The 16,798-nt window shown below is 59.6% G+C and carries 17 protein-coding genes and 1 pseudogene; 14 read left to right on the top strand and 4 right to left on the bottom strand.

What is annotated here, in order from left to right; genetic code table 11:
* Positions 1–59 precede the first annotated feature (59 nt).
* Positions 60–491, top strand: a complete 432-nt coding sequence (locus BKD70_RS03425; RefSeq protein WP_047278595.1) for an OsmC family protein — start codon at positions 60–62, stop codon at positions 489–491.
* 170 nt (positions 492–661) lie between these two features.
* The gene (locus BKD70_RS03420) at positions 662–895 is read left to right on the top strand and encodes a DUF1161 domain-containing protein (protein ID WP_047278597.1); all 234 of its coding nucleotides are present in this window, start codon (positions 662–664) and stop codon (positions 893–895) included.
* Positions 896–898: 3 nt separating this feature from the next.
* Here the strand turns inward: BKD70_RS03420 and BKD70_RS03415 are convergent, their stop codons facing one another.
* Positions 899–1,318 carry a hypothetical protein gene (locus BKD70_RS03415; protein ID WP_047278598.1) on the bottom strand — a complete coding sequence of 140 codons (420 nt, stop codon included), beginning with the start codon at positions 1,316–1,318 and terminating at the stop codon, positions 899–901.
* A gap of 109 nt (positions 1,319–1,427) precedes the next feature.
* Here BKD70_RS03415 and BKD70_RS03410 point away from each other — a divergent pair, with 109 nt between their 5' ends.
* Positions 1,428–2,483, top strand: a complete 1,056-nt coding sequence (locus tag BKD70_RS03410; RefSeq protein ID WP_047278601.1) for an aminopeptidase — start codon at positions 1,428–1,430, stop codon at positions 2,481–2,483.
* On the opposite strand, the gene BKD70_RS03405 is transcribed toward BKD70_RS03410, so the two are convergent.
* Entirely contained in the window at positions 2,480–3,121 is a 642-nt protein-coding gene (locus BKD70_RS03405) for a dual specificity protein phosphatase family protein (RefSeq protein WP_047278603.1), read from the bottom strand. The genes BKD70_RS03410 and BKD70_RS03405 overlap by 4 nt on opposite strands.
* Before the next feature lie 302 nt (positions 3,122–3,423).
* Between BKD70_RS03405 and BKD70_RS03400 the strand changes: the two genes are divergently transcribed.
* The 3 genes from BKD70_RS03400 to BKD70_RS03390 are packed head-to-tail and all read left to right on the top strand — an operon-like array spanning position 3,424 to position 7,238.
* A complete protein-coding gene (locus BKD70_RS03400; protein ID WP_047278605.1) occupies positions 3,424–4,173 on the top strand; it encodes a gluconate 2-dehydrogenase subunit 3 family protein in 750 nt (249 codons plus the stop codon).
* Positions 4,174–4,175: 2 nt separating this feature from the next.
* Positions 4,176–5,957, top strand: a complete 1,782-nt coding sequence (locus BKD70_RS03395; protein WP_162493706.1) for a GMC family oxidoreductase — start codon at positions 4,176–4,178, stop codon at positions 5,955–5,957.
* Between the two features lie 12 nt (positions 5,958–5,969).
* The gene (locus tag BKD70_RS03390; protein WP_047278609.1) at positions 5,970–7,238 is read left to right on the top strand and encodes a cytochrome c; all 1,269 of its coding nucleotides are present in this window, start codon (positions 5,970–5,972) and stop codon (positions 7,236–7,238) included.
* Positions 7,239–7,304: 66 nt separating this feature from the next.
* On the opposite strand, the pseudogene BKD70_RS25295 reads toward BKD70_RS03390, so the two are convergent.
* Positions 7,305–7,743: pseudogene (locus BKD70_RS25295) on the bottom strand (transporter substrate-binding domain-containing protein); the annotation flags it as partial.
* 137 nt (positions 7,744–7,880) lie between these two features.
* On the opposite strand from BKD70_RS25295, the gene BKD70_RS03385 reads away from it, so the two are divergent.
* On the top strand, positions 7,881–8,306 hold the full coding sequence (locus BKD70_RS03385; protein ID WP_047278611.1) for a DUF4399 domain-containing protein: 426 nt from the start codon (positions 7,881–7,883) through the stop codon (positions 8,304–8,306).
* 56 nt (positions 8,307–8,362) lie between these two features.
* Here the strand turns inward: BKD70_RS03385 and serA are convergent, their stop codons facing one another.
* Positions 8,363–9,592, bottom strand: coding sequence for a phosphoglycerate dehydrogenase (serA, locus tag BKD70_RS03380; RefSeq protein WP_047278613.1), 1,230 nt, complete (start codon positions 9,590–9,592; stop codon positions 8,363–8,365).
* A 206-nt stretch (positions 9,593–9,798) separates the two neighbouring features.
* On the opposite strand from serA, the gene BKD70_RS03375 reads away from it, so the two are divergent.
* The 7 genes from BKD70_RS03375 (at position 9,799) to BKD70_RS03345 (ending at position 16,738) form a co-directional block, all read left to right on the top strand.
* Entirely contained in the window at positions 9,799–11,193 is a 1,395-nt protein-coding gene (locus BKD70_RS03375) for an FAD-binding oxidoreductase (RefSeq protein ID WP_047278616.1), read from the top strand.
* Between the two features lie 134 nt (positions 11,194–11,327).
* Entirely contained in the window at positions 11,328–11,993 is a 666-nt protein-coding gene (locus BKD70_RS03370; RefSeq protein ID WP_047278618.1) for a fumarylacetoacetate hydrolase family protein, read from the top strand.
* 126 nt (positions 11,994–12,119) lie between these two features.
* The gene (locus BKD70_RS03365; protein ID WP_047278620.1) at positions 12,120–13,163 is read left to right on the top strand and encodes a DUF5924 family protein; all 1,044 of its coding nucleotides are present in this window, start codon (positions 12,120–12,122) and stop codon (positions 13,161–13,163) included.
* Positions 13,164–13,220: 57 nt separating this feature from the next.
* Entirely contained in the window at positions 13,221–14,363 is a 1,143-nt protein-coding gene (locus BKD70_RS03360) for an ABC transporter permease (RefSeq protein WP_047279204.1), read from the top strand.
* An 8-nt stretch (positions 14,364–14,371) separates the two neighbouring features.
* On the top strand, positions 14,372–15,163 hold the full coding sequence (locus BKD70_RS03355) for an ABC transporter ATP-binding protein (RefSeq protein WP_088500181.1): 792 nt from the start codon (positions 14,372–14,374) through the stop codon (positions 15,161–15,163).
* Between the two features lies 1 nt (position 15,164).
* Positions 15,165–16,103, top strand: coding sequence for an MlaD family protein (locus BKD70_RS03350; RefSeq protein WP_047278624.1), 939 nt, complete (start codon positions 15,165–15,167; stop codon positions 16,101–16,103).
* Positions 16,100–16,738, top strand: a complete 639-nt coding sequence (locus tag BKD70_RS03345) for an ABC-type transport auxiliary lipoprotein family protein (protein ID WP_047278626.1) — start codon at positions 16,100–16,102, stop codon at positions 16,736–16,738. The genes BKD70_RS03350 and BKD70_RS03345 overlap by 4 nt, the downstream gene beginning before the upstream one ends.
* The last annotated feature ends 60 nt before the right edge of the window (positions 16,739–16,798 follow it).

Below are 16,798 nucleotides of genomic sequence, written 5' to 3'. Positions count from 1 at the left end.
CTACCCTCACAACTCCACACAAGGCGTGAAACCTTCACGCCGTTCTTCAGGAGGCACGCATGAGTATTAAAAAGACAGCATCGGCTCATTGGGCAGGCGATCTTAAAACCGGCATCGGCTCCATCTCCACTGAAACCGGCGTACTGCGCGAAGCGCCTTACGGCTTCAAGGCACGATTCGAAGGCGGCAAAGGCACCAACCCCGAAGAACTGATCGGTGCCGCACACGCTGGCTGCTTCTCGATGGCCCTGTCGATGATCCTCGGTGAAGCAGGGCTCACCGCCGAGAGCATCGACACCACCGCAGAAGTGACGCTGGATAAACAAGACGACGGTTTCGCGATCACCGCCGTGCACTTGGTGCTCAAGGCCAAAGTGCCGGGCGCCACCCAGCAGCAATTCGACGAATTGACCACCAAGGCCAAAGAAGGCTGCCCGGTGTCGAAGGTTCTCAAGGCCGAAATCACGCTCGACGCCACGTTGCTGAGCTGATCAAGCACGGCACCGCGCCCTGGCCCGCTCACCCTTGAGCAGGCCAGGGCGGTCTTGGCGATCCCCGTGTGTTTGCCCTGGATCAGTCTGGATTGACGCCGAATGTGATCGAATCATCCCCGCGTGCGTCAATGCATGACTTTGCGCATCGCAATCAAGGGAGTCTCACCATGAAACGTTTCGCTTTAGCTGTTATCTGCTGCGCCATGGCGACCACTGTGTTGGCCGCGCCCAAGCCGTGTGAAGAACTCAAGGCTGAAATCGAGGCCAAGATTCAGGCTAATAACGTGTCGTCCTACACCTTGGAAATCGTGACTAACGATGAAGTCCAAGACCAGAACATGGTGGTAGGCACGTGCGAAAACGGCACGAAAAAGATCATCTACCAGAAGAACGACAACTGATCGCTACGGAATACAGTTGACCAGCCGCTCCTCGGCCACCACCTTGCCCTCGGCGTTAAACAGCCGGGCATAGGCGTTGAAGCCCAGGGAGCGTGCCTGCAACCGATAACGCTGACCGGGCTGAAAATCGGCGTAATTGAGCGTCAGGTAGCACAGCCGTTCCTGCGGGTTGCTGAACTGGCTCATGCCCCCGATAAACACTTCATAGTCGAACCGCACCATGAGTTCATGGCTGCCCGGCGTCACCTGAAAATAGCGGCCATCGGCCGTGCGCTGGTTATCCAGCCGTTCCGCCATCACCAGCTTGCCGGTTTGCGTCTCAAGATCGACCCACGCCATGGCGGGGTTGTGCACAGGCAAGGGCGTGCTGGCACACGCACTCAGCAGCAGACACGCTAGCGCCAACCCGGTAAAAGTTCGCATGCTCGTTTCCTTGGCAGTGTGAAGTGCCAGCATAGCGCCTTCACCACGACTGTGGCGCACCCACCCTCTTAACAGCTAGGCTTGCCGCACTCTTTGACTGGATTACCCGATGACGCCCAGGGCTTGTTGTTTATGGGTGCTGGCTGCACTGACCCTGCTCAGTGGCTGTTCCAGCGTGAACTATTACTCACAACTGGCCAGCGGGCAGTTGCACCTACTAAAAGCCCGCGAGCCGATCGATCGCGTCATCAACGACCCCCAACGCCCCGCAACCCTGCGCAAACAGCTTGCCCATGCACAGGCGGCGCGTACCTTCGCCAGCCAGCATCTGCTACTGCCTGATAACGCCAGCTATCGCCTGTACGCCGACCTCAAACGCCCTTACGTGGTGTGGAACGTGTTTGCGACCCCGGAATTTTCACTCGACCCCATCACCCACTGCTTCCCGATTGCCGGGTGCGTTGCCTACCGTGGCTACTACTCATTGGCAGGCGCGCGGGGCGAGGCGGCCTTACAACGCGAGCAACACCGGGATGTCTTTGTCAGTGGCGTGGAAGCCTATTCAACCTTGGGCTGGTTCGACGATCCGATCCTCAACACCATGCTGAACTGGGGTGACGAGCGACTCGCCAGCGTAATTTTTCACGAACTGGCTCACCAGCGTGTTTACGTCAAAGACGACACAGAATTCAACGAATCCTTCGCGAACTTCGTCGAACAGGAAGGCACGCGTCAGTGGCGTGCCCACCAAGGCTTACCGCCCCCCGATCCACGCGCCACTCAACAACGCGAGCAATTTATCGGCTTGGTGCTGCAAACGCGCCAAGCGTTGCAAACCCTCTACGCGCAAGAGTTACCGGCCGACACTCTGCGCCAGCGCAAAGCCCAAACGTTTGAGCGCATGCGCGATCAATACCGCCTATTGCGCGATCAACACTGGGCCGCCAATACGCGTTTTGACCCTTGGATCAACAGCCCGATGAACAACGCCAAACTGCTACCGTTCGGGCTCTACGATCAATGGGTGCCCGCGTTCGCGGCGTTGTTCCAGCAAAGCGGCAACGACTGGCAGACGTTTTATGCCGCCGTGGAACACCTCGCGAAATTGCCGCTGCCGGCGCGCAAAACCGCCTTACGCCAACTGGCCGCACACGCTGCGGCTTAAGCCTTGCCCGGCTTCAGCCAGTTCATCACCACACACGATGCAAATGCACTCGTGCTGCACGCGCCACTGCTCAAGGCTGCACGCAAGGCCGGTATGTCTGCGTTCATCAGGTATTTCGCGCCATCCTTGTAATGCGCATTTTCACCGAAGCCGCCTTGGGTCATTTCTGTAAGAGCCTCTTCTTTGCTCCAGCCCTGAACCACCACGCGGTACATGGCTGACATCAGCCCGGTGCGGTCGGCGCCATGCTTGCAATGCATCAAGACCGGCCCGCGCGCTTGTGCCGTCTGAATGGCGCGCAGCGCAGCCAGTACGTCCTGGTCGTCCACGTGATTGGTGCGATACGGTAGCTGCACCTGAGTCACGCCGGGGGTTTTCAGCCACGTGCTGTCGGCCTCGGGCAGAAAATTGATCACCGTCGCAATCTGCAACGTTGCCAGCAGCGGCTGCGCATGGCTGTCTGGCAAGGCGCTGCGGCAGAGCGTGGGCGACATTTGATACAGGTTGTATTGCGTGGCAACAGGCTGGGCCCATTGCGCAGGGCGAGACGCAGGATGTTCATCCGCCTGCGCCTGTGGCAGCGCCGCCAACGTCAGGAATATCAGGCACAGCGCAGGGAGAATCCGATGTTTCGCCATATCAGTTCGACCGTTTTTATAAAGATCAGAAAATGTGGGGCGAGGGTGGATCAGCCGCAATCAAAACGCTGTGAGCCGCTTGTCAAAAAAACGTGAAGCCCGCAATTGCCCGGATTTAATTGCCGCGGGGTGCGGCAAAATTACGCATGAAACGATTCACCTAGGTCATTGGCCTGTTAGAATTTGTAACCAATGTTTGCCTGCGCGTTGTTTTTCCCGGTCGAAGCCGACCCGTGCCGCCTGCCAAAACGAAAAGCTGCCGCTGAGCAGCTGTCCTCCGTGAATGCCTGATGAGGTGCCTAATGTCTGAACAAGACAACCCGCGGCGTGAGTTTCTGCGCAAAACCCTGACCCTGATTCCCGTGGTGACTGTCGCCAGCACCAGCCTTGGCGGCTCAGTGCTGATGGCCTCGGCCAGCGTCGATGCCAACGCCGCGGCTCGCGAAGGGCGATCGCCCGCGCCGGCTGCCGGCAATGCGTACGAACCCACCTACTTCACCGCCCAAGAGTGGGCATTTGTGCAGGCCGCCGTGGCGCGCTTGATTCCCGCTGACGAACAAGGCCCCGGCGCACTGGAAGCCGGTGTGCCGGAATACATCGACCGCCAGATGAACACGCCTTACGCCAGCGGCGCGCTGTGGTTCATGCAAGGCCCGTTCAATGCTGATGCCCCGGCCGAGATGGGCTGGCAGAGCAAACTGGTCCCCAATCAGATTTATCGCCTGGGCATTGCCGCCACGGATGAGCACTGCAAAAAGGTCTACGGCTCTGTATTTGCTGGGCTAGACAGCGCTACCCGAGACATCGTGCTCTCGCAGCTGGAAGCAGGCACCCCGCAATTGGAGAGTGTCCCGGCGAAGATGTTCTTCAGTTTGCTGCTGCAAAACACCAAGGAAGGGTTCTTCTGCGACCCGATTCACGGTGGCAACAAAGGCATGGTCGGCTGGACCCTGATCGGCTTCCCCGGCGCCCGCGCCGACTTCATGGACTGGGTAGAACGCAATGAGCAGTACCCCTTCCCGGCAGTATCGATCCGCGGCGAGAGGGCCTGAGCATGACCGTTATGAAAAAAGTGGACGCCGTGATTGTAGGTTTCGGCTGGACAGGCGCGATCATGGCCAAGGAGCTGACCGAAGCGGGACTGAACGTGGTAGCCCTTGAGCGCGGCCCGATGCAGGACACGTACCCGGATGGCAATTACCCGCAGGTCATCGACGAACTCACCTACAGCGTGCGCAAAAAGCTCTTCCAGGATGTGTCGAAAGAAACCGTCACCATCCGCCACAGCGTGAACGACGTCGCACTGCCGAACCGCCAGTTGGGTGCCTTCCTGCCTGGCAACGGGGTGGGCGGTGCCGGTTTGCACTGGTCAGGCGTGCATTTCCGTGTCGACCCGATCGAACTGCGCCTGCGCAGCCATTACGAAGAGCGTTACGGCAAACACTTCATCCCCAAGGACATGACCATCCAGGACTTCGGCGTGAGCTATGAAGAACTGGAGCCGTTTTTCGATTACGCCGAAAAAGTCTTCGGCACCTCGGGACAGGCATGGACCGTCAACGGGCAGTTAGTAGGTGAAGGCAAAGGCGGCAACCCGTATGCGCCGGATCGCTCAAATCACTTCCCGCTGGAATCGCAGAAAAACACCGTTTCTGCACAACTGTTTCAGAAAGCCGCCAATGAAGTGGGCTACAAACCCTACAACCTGCCTTCAGCCAACACCTCGGGGCCGTACACCAACCCCTATGGCGCGCAGATGGGGCCGTGCAACTTCTGCGGCTTTTGCAGCGGCTATGTCTGCTACATGTATTCCAAAGCCTCGCCCAACGTGAACATCCTGCCCGCGCTCAAGCAGGTGCCCAACTTTGAACTGCGCCCCAACGCGCACGTGATTCGCGTCAACCTCGACAGCGACAAAACCAAAGCCACGGGCGTTACCTACATCGACGCCCTGGGCCGCGAAATCGAACAGCCCGCCGACCTGGTGATTCTGGGCGCGTTCCAGTTCCACAACGTGCGTTTGATGCTGCTCTCGGGCATCGGCAAACCTTACGACCCGATCACCAATGAAGGTGTGGTGGGCCGTAACTTTGCCTACCAGAACATGGGCACCATCAAGGCGTACTTCGACAAAGACGTGCACACCAACAACTTCATCGGTGCGGGCGGCAATGGCGTGGCGATTGATGACTTCAACGCCGACAACTTCGATCACGGGCCGCACGGTTTCGTGGGTGGCTCCCCTATGTGGGTCAACCAGGCCGGGAGCCGTCCGATTGCCGGCACGTCCAACCCGCCGGGCACCCCGGCGTGGGGCAGCGCGTGGAAGAAAGCCACCGCCGATTACTACACCCACCAAGTATCCATGGATGCTCACGGTGCGCATCAGTCTTACCGTGGCAACTACCTGGATCTCGACCCGGTTTATCGCGATGCCTACGGCCAGCCCTTGCTGCGTATGACATTCGACTGGCAAGAAAACGACATCAAGATGAACCGTTTCATGATGGAAAAAATGGGCAAGATCGCCCAGGCAATGAACCCGAAGGCCATCGCCCTGCTGGGCAAAAAAGTCGGTGACCACTTCAACACGGCGTCTTATCAGACCACCCACCTTAACGGTGGCGCGATCATGGGCACCGATCCGAAAACCAGTGCGCTGAACCGCTATTTGCAGAGCTGGGATGTGCATAACGTGTTCGTACCGGGCGCGTCAGCCTTCCCGCAGGGCTTGGGCTACAACCCGACCGGGCTGGTAGCGGCACTGACCTACTGGTCGGCGCGGGCCATTCGCGAGCAGTACCTGAAAAACCCCGGCCCGCTGGTTCAGGCATAAGGAGCGATGACCATGAAAGCACTTGTTATCGCGACCTTCGGGCTGCTGGGCAGCGTCTCGGCCATGGCCGCCGGGGCAGATCCGCAGGCCTTGATCCGGCAGGGCGAGTATCTGGCGCGCGCCGGGGACTGCGTGGCCTGCCATACCGCCAAGGACGGCAAGCCGTTCGCGGGCGGTCTGCCGATGGAAACCCCGATTGGCACGATCTACTCGACCAACATCACGCCAGACAAAAGCGGCATCGGCGATTACAGCTTTGAGGACTTCGACAACGCCGTGCGCCATGGCATTGCGCAAAACGGCAGTACCCTGTACCCGGCGATGCCCTACCCGTCCTACGCCCGTGTGAATGAGGCAGACATGCACGCGTTGTATGCCTACTTCATGAAAGGCGTGGCGCCCGTCAAGCACGCGAACAAACCGGTGGATATCCCGTGGCCCATGAGCATGCGCTGGCCGCTGGCCATGTGGCGCTGGACCTTTGCGCCCGCCGTGCACGATTTCACCCCCGTCGCGGGCCAAGATCCGGTGCTCAGCCGTGGCGCGTACCTGGTGGAAGGCCTGGGCCACTGCGGCGCATGCCACACCCCGCGCGCCCTGACCATGCAGGAAAAAGCATTGAGCGCCACAGACGGCAGCACCTTCCTCTCGGGCAGTGCGCCGCTGGAAGGCTGGATCGCCAAAAACCTGCGCGGCGACCACAAGGACGGCCTTGGCAGCTGGGACGAAACGCAGTTGGTGCAGTTCCTGAAAACCGGGCGCAGTGATCGCAGTGCGGTGTTTGGCGGCATGAGTGACGTGATCGTTCACAGCATGCAGTACATGTCTGATGCCGACCTGACGGCAATCGCACGTTACTTGAAGTCTTTGCCTGCGGTGGATTCAACCGACAAACCCCATCAGTACGACCCGGCCGTGGCCGACGCACTGTGGAACGGCGACGACAGCAAACGCGGTGCGGCGGTCTACATCGACAACTGCGCCGCGTGCCATCGCACCGATGGTCATGGCTATGCCCGCGTGTTCCCGGCGCTGGCGGGCAACCCGGTGTTGCAGTCCGAAGACCCGACCTCGTTGATCCATATCGTGCTCAAGGGCGGGACACTCCCGGCGACACACACCGCGCCGTCGACCTTCACCATGCCCGCCTTCGACTGGCGCTTGTCGGATCAGGAAGTGGCCGATGTGGTCAATTTCATCCGCACCAGTTGGGGCAACAGAGGGGCGGACGTCAACGCGTCTGATGTGAAAAGCATGCGCGACCCATCCACACACCCATGATGTATCGGGCGCCACGGCCGCTGCCGAGCAGCGGCCGCAGGGCGCCTGTCTCTCGGCCACCTGCCCTCTCTGTGCCAGAGCGGCCCACCGCCCTTCGCCCCGGATGCGCTGCAAAGCATTATTCAGGCACTTCTGGCAAACAGGCATGCCTTTCTGGAACGAGCGTTTTCACAGGGCTCGCTGAAATCGAACCGACTATGCAGTTGGGGAGTCGAACCGATGTGATGATTGCAACATTGTATGTCCCGCTTTCAATCCCTGACAGCAACTCGTTGCCGTCCGTGATCAGGGTTGAGGCCTGCACCTGCTGCGCTTGCGCCAAGCGTTGGCCCGGCTCAACCTCAAACCTGGTCAGGTGCCCGGCCTGCCTGAAGATTCAGGGCGGCGTGTCTGCGTCGAGGGCGGTGTGCGATTCGCATCGGTGGCTAACGTCATCGATCAACGCGGCGTGAGCCAAAGGGCTTATCCGTGGCAATAACAGCAACAGGCCTGGCAGAAAGCGCAGGGTCACTGGGTTGAGCAGGATGCAAGCGATTCGCAATAAAGGTTCGCTTTGCTTTATGTTGGTCCGCTGCGGGTTGGACAGCACTGCGACTGGACGCTGTCTTCACCCCATGAATTTTGTGAAAAACGGAGAGAAAAATGAAAAGTTTACTGTCTCGCGCTGCACTGGCTTCAGTTCTGATGGGCGCTTCGGTCATGGCCATGGCGGCCACCCCGGCACCCGAAGGCGCAAAAGTTTCGATCATTTCCCCGGCTGACGGCGCCACAGTGGATAAAACCTTCACGGTCAAATTCGGCGTTGAAGGCATCCAGCTGGCACCTGCTGGCGACCAGACGCCGAACACCGGCCATCATCACCTGCTGATCGACGTTGACCAGCCCATTGCTGCGGGCCAAGTGATCCCGGCAGACGCCAACCACGTGCATTTCGGCAAGGCGCAGACTGAAGCTGAAGTCACCCTCGCGCCCGGCAAGCACACCTTGCAGCTGGAGTTGGCAGACAAGAACCACATGACCTTCGAACCGGTGATCGTGTCGAAGAAGATCACGGTTAACGTGAAGTAACTTTACGGGCGGCACAAAAAAGGAGACCCGAAGGTCTCCTTTTTTAGTAGCGCGACTTAGAACAGTACGCGGCAACGGATGGTGCCGGTGATGCTTTGCAGCTTCTCTTGCGCCAGGTCCGAGGACTCGGCGTCGACGTCGATCACCACGTAGCCTACTTTCTCGTTGGTTTGCAGGAACTGGCCGGAAATGTTGATGCCGTTTTCTGCAAAGACCTTGTTGATCTCGCTCATCACACCCGGAATGTTCTGGTGGATGTGCAGCAAACGGTGCTTGCCAGGGTGAGCTGGCAATGCCACTTCAGGGAAGTTGACGGAAGACACCGACGTACCGTTGTCGCTGTACTTGACCAGCTTCTCTGCCACTTCCAGACCAATGTTGGCTTGCGCTTCAGCGGTAGAACCGCCGATGTGCGGGGTCAGGATCACGTTGTCCAGGCCGCGCAGCGGGCTTTCGAACTCTTCGTCGTTGGAACGCGGCTCGACCGGGAACACGTCGATGGCGGCGCCGATCAGGTGTTTGTCCTTGATCGCGTCAGCCAGGGCGTCCAGCTCGACCACGGTGCCACGTGCCGCGTTGATCAGAATGCCGCCCTTTTTGATGGCGCGGATTTCTTTCTCACCGATCATCCACTGAGTGGCGGCGGTTTCAGGCACGTGCAGGGTCACGATGTCGGACATGCCCAGCAGTTCGTGCAGGTTGCCCACTTGCGTGGCGTTACCCAACGGCAGCTTGGTCACGGTGTCGTAGAAGAACACCTGCATGCCCAGGCCTTCAGCCAGTACCGACAGCTGTGTGCCGATCGAACCATAACCGACGATACCCAGCTTTTTGCCGCGAATTTCGAAGGAGTTGGCAGCGCTTTTGATCCAACCACCACGATGGCAGGAAGCGTTTTTCTCAGGGATGCCACGCAGCAACAGGATCGCTTCAGCCAACACCAACTCGGCCACCGAACGGGTGTTGGAGTAAGGGGCGTTGAAAACAGCGATACCGCGTTCGCGAGCAGCGTTGAGGTCGACCTGGTTGGTACCGATGCAGAAACAGCCAACAGCCACCAACTTCTTGGCGCAATCGAACACTTCTTCGGTCAGTTGAGTGCGAGAACGGATGCCGATGAAATGGGCATCAGCGATCTTTTCCTTCAGCTGATCTTCAGGCAAGGAACTGGTGATGTACTCAATGCTGGTGTACCCGGCGGACTTGAGAACATCAACAGCGGATTGGTGGACGCCTTCCAGAAGAAGGAACTTGATCTTGCTCTTATCGAGAGAAGTCTTGCTCATCTGCGTAAACCTGTGTCCCAGAGAAAAATGGCAGGGAAGTGGACAGCCTGAGCTGACCTGGCCGGCGTGAAGACCGGCACCGAGAATCGTCCTACGGCTCGATTCTACGGGGGGGCCGTATGCTAGCATAAGCGCCCCGCTAAACACCCATTCCTGCGACGTGAAGCGTTCTCAGGATGACCATGAATTGTTCGAGAGTTCTGTTGATGACCCATCCTGCCTTGATTGATGAGCTAAAGACCCTGGTAGAGCCTGGCAAGGTTCTCACCGACGCCGATTCCCTCAATGCTTATGGCAAGGACTGGACCAAGCATTTCGCCCCCGCGCCGCTGGCCATCGTGTTCCCGAAAACCACTGAACAGGTGCAGGCCATCGTGCTGTGGGCCAACGCCCATCACGTCGCGCTGGTGCCGTCGGGCGGCCGTACCGGTTTGTCGGCCGCAGCCGTGGCGGCCAATGGCGAAGTGGTGGTGTCCTTCGACTATATGAATCAGGTGCTGGACATCAACCTGACCGACCGCACCGTGGTGTGCCAGCCGGGCGTGGTCACTGAACACTTGCAGAACCTCGCTGAAGAACACGGTCTGTATTACCCGGTGGACTTCGCCTCGGCCGGTTCCAGCCAAATTGGTGGCAATATCGGCACCAATGCCGGCGGGATCAAGGTTATTCGCTACGGCATGACCCGCAATTGGGTCGCGGGCATGAAAGTGGTCACCGGCAAGGGCGACATACTCGAACTGAACAAAGACCTGATCAAAAACGCCACCGGTTATGACATGCGCCAGTTGTTCATCGGTGCCGAAGGCACGCTGGGCTTTGTGGTCGAAGCCACCATGCGCCTGGACCGTGCGCCCAAGAACCTGACCGCGATGGTGCTGGGTACGGCCGACTTCGATTCGATCATGCCCGTGCTGCATGCCTTCCAGAGCAAGCTGGACCTGACAGCATTCGAGTTCTTCTCTGACAAGGCTCTGGCCAAGGTCATGGCGCGTGGCGATGTGCCTGCTGCGTTTGACACCGAGTGCCCGTTCTACGCGCTGCTGGAATTCGAAGCGACCACCGAAGAAGTGGCCAATGCCGCGCTGGAAACCTTCGAGCACTGCATGGAACAAGGCTGGGTGCTGGACGGCGTGATGAGCCAGAGCGAAACCCAGTTGCAAAACCTGTGGAAACTGCGCGAGTACATCTCCGAGACCATTTCCCACTGGACACCGTACAAAAACGACATCTCGGTCACGGTTTCAAAAGTCCCGGCGTTCTTGAAAGAAATTGACGCGATCGTCGGCGAACACTACCCGGACTTCGAAATTGTCTGGTTCGGCCACATTGGCGACGGCAACCTGCACTTGAACATCCTCAAGCCTGAAAACCTGAGCAAGGACGAGTTCTTCGCCAAGTGCGCGACCGTCAACAAGTGGGTGTTTGAAACCGTCGAGAAGTACAACGGTTCGATCTCGGCCGAGCACGGCGTGGGCATGACCAAGCGTGATTACCTGACGTACAGCCGCTCGCCGGTCGAAATCGAGTACATGAAGGCCATCAAGGCTGCCTTCGACCCCAACGGCATCATGAACCCGGGCAAGATTTTCGCGATTTAATCAGCGACACCACAGCGGTCGTCGCTGCCGGACGGTGGTTCACCCACCTGTTTCACTGAAGACCGCGTGCATGGGGCCTTCAGGGGCAACATCGGCATCGACGCTTTCAGCGAACCCACCAGCGGAGTCGGTCAATGAGCTATCAGCACCAATATGTCGACGGTACGAGGATTCACTTTCCAATCGGCAAAGTGGTGTGCATCGGGCGTAATTACGCCGAGCACGCCAAAGAGCTGGATAACCCGATCCCGACTGAACCCTTGTTGTTCATCAAGCCCGGCAGTTGCGTGGTGCCGCTGCAAGGTGGCTTCACTATCCCGACCGAGCGCGGCTCCGTGCATTACGAGGCCGAGATCGCTGTGCTGATCGGCAAGCCGCTGTCCAACCACCCGAGCCCTGAAGAGGTGCTGGACGCCCTCTCCGGTTTTGCTCCGGGCCTGGACCTGACCCTGCGCGACAAACAGGCCGAGCTGAAAAGCAAAGGCCTGCCCTGGGAGATCGCCAAATCATTCGACGGCGCCTGCGTGCTGGCCCCGTTCGTACAAAGCAGCGCGTTCAAGGATCTGGCTGACATTGGCATTCGCCTGACCATCAACGGCGAAGTCCGCCAGGACGGCAACAGCGCCCTGATGCTCAACCCGATTGTGCCGATGATTCAGCACATGGCCTCGTGCTTCTCGCTGCAAGCGGGCGACGTCATCATGACCGGCACGCCGGTTGGGGTAGGTCCGTTGAATGTCGGGGATGAGATCGTGCTGGAACTGCCAGGCGCCAGCCGCTTCGAAAGCCGCGTGAACTGAGTCAGGGTCATAAGCCTCCTGGCCCATCAGCGCCCCTGCTCAGGGGCGCACAATCTCTCAGGCGCCAGCAGTACTTAAACGTTATTCTGTCGAGGATTTTTCCTATACAGAATGTGAACCCGCCGCATGCCAAACTGGAACCACTACTTACAGCGCGTCATTGAATTGATGAAGCGCTATCCGGGGCTGATTGCGCTGTTCGGCTTCTGCTCGGGTGTGGGCAGTTTCATTCTGGTTGATCGCCAGCAAGGCATGGCCCGCTGGATCGCGGTGATTTTGCTGGTGAGCTGGGTCTGGCTGATGCTGGAAAACACCTTCACGCAGCTGTTTATGCGGGTGTTCAAACGCGAAATCCCCCCGCCGCTGCTGCGTTACGCCACGCAGATGATCCATCAGGAAAGCCTGTTTTTCGTCTTGCCGTTTTTCTTTGTCACCACCACCTGGAACAGTGGCCAGCTGGTGTTCACCGGGCTGCTCGGTGCAACTGCGCTGGTGACCATCACCGACCCGCTCTATTACAAATGGTTGGCGCCCAAACGCTGGCTGTTTTTGGCCGTTCACACGCTGGCGCTGTTCGCGGCGCTGCTGACCGCACTGCCGATCATCCTCAACCTCACCACTTCGCAAAGCTACATGCTGGCGCTGGGCGCCGCTGTGGTGCTGTCCATCCCCAGCCTGGCCGTGAGTTTGCCGCTCAAGACCATGCGCGGCTGGCTGTTGCTGCCGTTGATGGTCATTGCCCTCGGCGGCACGGGGTGGCTGCTGCGTTCATGGGTGCCGCCCGCCACCTTGTGGATGACGGAAGTGGCCGTGACCACGCAATTACAAGACCGCACGCCGGGCGAGAGCCTCAAGCGCATCGACGTCAATGAGCTGCGTGCGCGGGGTCTGTACGCCTACACCGCGATCAATGCGCCACGGGGCTTGAATGAACGGATTTATCACGTGTGGAAGCTCAACGGCCAGGAAGTGGACCGCATCGCGCTGGACATCAAAGGCGGACGCCAGGAAGGCTACCGCGCCTGGACCCACAAGCAGAACTTCCCGCCCAATCCTGTCGGCCGCTGGCAAGTGCGGGTGTTGACGGAAGACGGGCAAATGATTGGCGTGCTGCGCTTCCGGGTTACCGACGCAGATCAATCGTCTTCAGCGTCCCGTCAGGCAAACTGACCGGATTGTGCTATTACCTATGGTCTACGTATTCGCGAACCGAGCTTGGAGCCGACGATTATTACTGCTAAGGCTGGCGACGCCCAATTAGACACTTCGAGTAAACCGGCCCGGCTCCACATCAGTGGCGACTGGACGCTGGCCAATTACGCACGCCTCAAGCAACTCAACGCGCAGTTGGCTGGCAAGTACGACGACAGCACCCACGTTGACCTCGATGACGTGACCCGCCTCGATACGGCAGGCGCTTCGCTGCTGGTCGAGCTGCTGGGCGCCGAACGTGTCAGCCAACTGGCCGACACCACCTCCAGACTCCCTGCTGCCGACCGTGCCTTGTTGCAAACGGTCTATTCCTCGATGCGCGACTTCTGCGTGCCGACCAAGGCCCCCGAGGAGAACACCGGCATTCAGGTGCTTAGCCGCATTGGCTGCGCCGTCGACAAGCTGTGGCAAGACTCGCTGAAACTGCTGGGGTTCATCGGCCTGATCCTGCAAACCCTGGCCCGTAACCTGTTTCGCCCCAAGCAATGGCGCATCACCCCGGTGGTGGCGCATATCGAACAGATCGGTTTGAACGCGGCCCCGATTGTGGTGTTGCTGACCTTCATGGTGGGCGCGGTGGTGGCGTTCCTTGGCGCGACAGTGCTGGCCAACTTCGGCGCGGGTATTTTCACCGTCGATCTGGTGGCGTTTTCCTTCTTGCGGGAATTTGGCGTGTTGTTGACCGCCATCCTGCTCGCCGGCCGCACCGCGAGTGCGTTCACGGCACAAATCGGTTCGATGAAAGCCAACGAAGAGATCGACGCCATCCGCACCCTGGGTCTCGACCCCATGGATTTGCTGGTGTTGCCGCGTGTCCTGGCGCTGCTGATCGCGCTGCCGCTGCTCACGTTCCTGGCCATGATGGCCGGGATTCTGGGCGGTGCCGTGGTGTGCATCGTGTCGCTGGGCATCTCGCCCGACATGTTCATCTCGCTGCTGCACTCGGACATCGGCGTGCAGCACTTTTTGGTGGGCATGGTCAAAGCGCCCTTTTTCGCCTTCCTGATCGCCGCCGTCGGCTGCCTTGAAGGCTTCAAGGTAGCGGGCAGTGCTGAATCGGTGGGCGAACACACGACCTCCAGCGTGGTGCAGTCGATCTTTATCGTGATCGTGCTCGATGCCGTGGCGGCGCTGTTTTTCATGGAGATGGGCTGGTGAGTGCTTCTGTGCCAAACGACCGCGAGGCGGTGATTGAAGTGCGCGGCCTGTGCAATCGCTTCGGCAGCCAGACCGTGCACGAGCACCTCGATCTGGATGTGTACAAGGGCGAGATATTGGGGGTGGTGGGCGGCTCGGGCACGGGTAAATCCGTGCTGTTACGCAGCATTGTCGGCCTGCGGCGGCCCAATGAAGGCGAAGTCCGCGTGTTCGGTGAAGACTTGATGAGTTTGCCGGAAGAACAGCGCTCACGGGTCGAACGACGCTTTGGCGTGCTGTTTCAACAAGGCGCGCTGTTTTCATCGCTGACAGTGACCGAAAACATTGCCTTGCCACTGATCGAACACGCAGGCCTGAGCCGCCCGGACGCCGAGCATCTGGCGCTGGTGAAACTGGCCCTGGCCGGGCTGCCGCTGTCGTCGGCCGATAAGTACCCGTCGTCGCTGTCCGGCGGCATGGTCAAGCGGGCCGCGCTGGCCCGTGCCCTGGCGCTGGACCCGGACATCCTGTTTCTCGACGAGCCGACTGCCGGGCTCGACCCGATTGGGGCGGCCGCGTTCGACCAATTGATTCTGACCCTGCGCGATGCGCTGGGTTTGAGCGTGTTCCTGGTCACCCACGACCTCGACACGCTTTACACCATCACCGACCGGGTGGCGGTGCTGTCACAGAAACGCGTGTTGGTGGCCGAACCGATCAAGCAGGTCGAAGACTACGACGACCCGTGGATTCATGAGTATTTCCATGGCCCTCGTGGCCGCGCCGCGTACGAAGCGGCAACCCAGCGTAAGGAGCAATGACATGGAAACCCGCGCCCATCATGTATTGATTGGCTTGTTCACCGTGCTGGTCATCGTCGGTGCCATGCTGTTTGGGCTGTGGTTGGCCAAGGCCAGCATGGACAGCACCTTCAAAGACTACGAAGTGGTGTTCAACGAGGCTGTCAGCGGTTTGTCCAAGGGCAGCTCGGTGCAATACAACGGGATCAAGGTCGGTGATGTGATTGAGTTGCGGCTCGACGACAAGGACCCGCGCCGGGTGCTGGCGCGCATCCGCCTCGCGGCCAATACCCCGGTCAAAGTCGACACCAAGGCCAAGTTGGCGCTGACCGGTGTGACGGGCACGTCCATCATCCAGCTCAGCGGCGGCGACCCGAACAGCCCGCCACTCAAAGGCAAAGACGGCAAACTGCCGGAAATCGTGGCCTCGCCCTCGCCTATCGCGCGCCTGCTGACCGACGGCTCGGACGTGATGGCCAACGTCAACATGCTGCTGCACAACGCCAATCGACTGTTCTCCCATGAAAACGTCGACCGCGTGGGTAAAACCCTGAACAACCTTGAGCAAACCACCAACGCCATTGCCGGCCAGCGCGGGGATATCTCCCAGACGCTTAAGCAACTGGCGCAGGTCGGCAAACAGGCGAGTATCACGCTGGAGCAAACCACGGCGCTGATGCGCAATGCCAATGGCCTGCTCAACACCCAGGGCAAGCAGATGTTCGGCAGCGCCGAGCAGGCGATGCAGTCGCTGGAGCAAAGCGCGGCCACCATCAACACCTTGCTCAGCAATAACGAAGAGTCGTTGAACAACGGCATGCAAGGCCTCAATCAACTGGGCCCGGCCGTCAATGAGCTGCGCGAAACCCTGAGCACGCTGCGCGGCATTTCGCGGCGGCTTGAGGCCAATCCAAGCGGTTATTTGCTGGGCCGCGAACAGAACAAGGAATTCACGCCATGAGTCGCACGTATCGCCTGGCAGGTTCAATCGTATTGGCCGCAAGCCTGAGCCTGCTCAGCGCTTGCTCGATCTTGCCCAAGCCCGAGCAAGTGGACGTGTACTGGTTGCCCTATGCGCAAACGCCGATAGCTGCCAGCCGCAACGCGCCGGTGACATGGTCGCTGCGGCTCGACAAGCCGATGGCCAGCAATGCACTGAACAGCCAGAACATCGCCGTCGTGCCGCAAGGCAACCTGATCAGCAACTACAAAGGCGCACGTTGGAGCGACCCGGCGCCGGTCCTGTTGCGTAATCGCTTGCTGGACGCGTTCTTGCAGGACGGGCGGATTCAGGGGTTGAGCACGGACGACAGCAACCTGCAGGCGGACTACGAATTGGGCGGCGAGTTGTTGGCCTTTCAGACCCATTACAACGGCAAAAACCCTGAAGTGCTGGTTCAGTACAACGCGCGACTAGTGCGCACCAGCGACCAACGGGTCATCGCGTCTCGCCGCTTTGAAACGCGCCAGCCCCTGAGTAATCCGATGGTGCCAGGCGTGGTGGCAGGGTTTGGCCAAGCAACCGATGCACTGATGCCTCAAGTGGTGCAGTGGGTGATGCAACAGGGCCAGGCGCAACGCGTCATCGCCCCTTAGTCGACAACGCAGCCGCGCCCCTGGCTGGACGTTACCGGGGGACGCGGCGACGACAGCCCG

It is taken from the genome of Pseudomonas sp. BS-2016, from assembly GCF_001806145.1.
GTDB classification, from domain to species: domain Bacteria; phylum Pseudomonadota; class Gammaproteobacteria; order Pseudomonadales; family Pseudomonadaceae; genus Aquipseudomonas; species Aquipseudomonas lundensis.
Note: the sequence above shows the minus strand (reverse complement) of the source record. Positions and strands in the feature narration are given on the sequence as shown.

What these genes read in the sequence shown, in the direction of transcription:
- BKD70_RS03410 (WP_047278601.1), top strand. Translation starts at nt 1,428, where the DNA reads ATGACGCCCAGGGCTTGTTGTTTATGGGTGCTGGCTGCACTGACCCTG.
- BKD70_RS03370 (WP_047278618.1), top strand. Translation starts at nt 11,328, where the DNA reads ATGAGCTATCAGCACCAATATGTCGACGGTACGAGGATTCACTTTCCA.
- BKD70_RS03350 (WP_047278624.1), top strand. Translation starts at nt 15,165, where the DNA reads ATGGAAACCCGCGCCCATCATGTATTGATTGGCTTGTTCACCGTGCTG.
- BKD70_RS03405 (WP_047278603.1), bottom strand. Translation starts at nt 3,121, where the DNA reads ATGGCGAAACATCGGATTCTCCCTGCGCTGTGCCTGATATTCCTGACG.
- BKD70_RS03365 (WP_047278620.1), top strand. Translation starts at nt 12,120, where the DNA reads ATGCCAAACTGGAACCACTACTTACAGCGCGTCATTGAATTGATGAAG.
- BKD70_RS03415 (WP_047278598.1), bottom strand. Translation starts at nt 1,318, where the DNA reads ATGCGAACTTTTACCGGGTTGGCGCTAGCGTGTCTGCTGCTGAGTGCG.
- BKD70_RS03390 (WP_047278609.1), top strand. Translation starts at nt 5,970, where the DNA reads ATGAAAGCACTTGTTATCGCGACCTTCGGGCTGCTGGGCAGCGTCTCG.
- serA (WP_047278613.1), bottom strand. Translation starts at nt 9,592, where the DNA reads ATGAGCAAGACTTCTCTCGATAAGAGCAAGATCAAGTTCCTTCTTCTG.
- BKD70_RS03395 (WP_162493706.1), top strand. Translation starts at nt 4,176, where the DNA reads ATGACCGTTATGAAAAAAGTGGACGCCGTGATTGTAGGTTTCGGCTGG.
- BKD70_RS03375 (WP_047278616.1), top strand. Translation starts at nt 9,799, where the DNA reads ATGACCCATCCTGCCTTGATTGATGAGCTAAAGACCCTGGTAGAGCCT.
- BKD70_RS03400 (WP_047278605.1), top strand. Translation starts at nt 3,424, where the DNA reads ATGTCTGAACAAGACAACCCGCGGCGTGAGTTTCTGCGCAAAACCCTG.
- BKD70_RS03345 (WP_047278626.1), top strand. Translation starts at nt 16,100, where the DNA reads ATGAGTCGCACGTATCGCCTGGCAGGTTCAATCGTATTGGCCGCAAGC.
- BKD70_RS03425 (WP_047278595.1), top strand. Translation starts at nt 60, where the DNA reads ATGAGTATTAAAAAGACAGCATCGGCTCATTGGGCAGGCGATCTTAAA.
- BKD70_RS03420 (WP_047278597.1), top strand. Translation starts at nt 662, where the DNA reads ATGAAACGTTTCGCTTTAGCTGTTATCTGCTGCGCCATGGCGACCACT.
- BKD70_RS03385 (WP_047278611.1), top strand. Translation starts at nt 7,881, where the DNA reads ATGAAAAGTTTACTGTCTCGCGCTGCACTGGCTTCAGTTCTGATGGGC.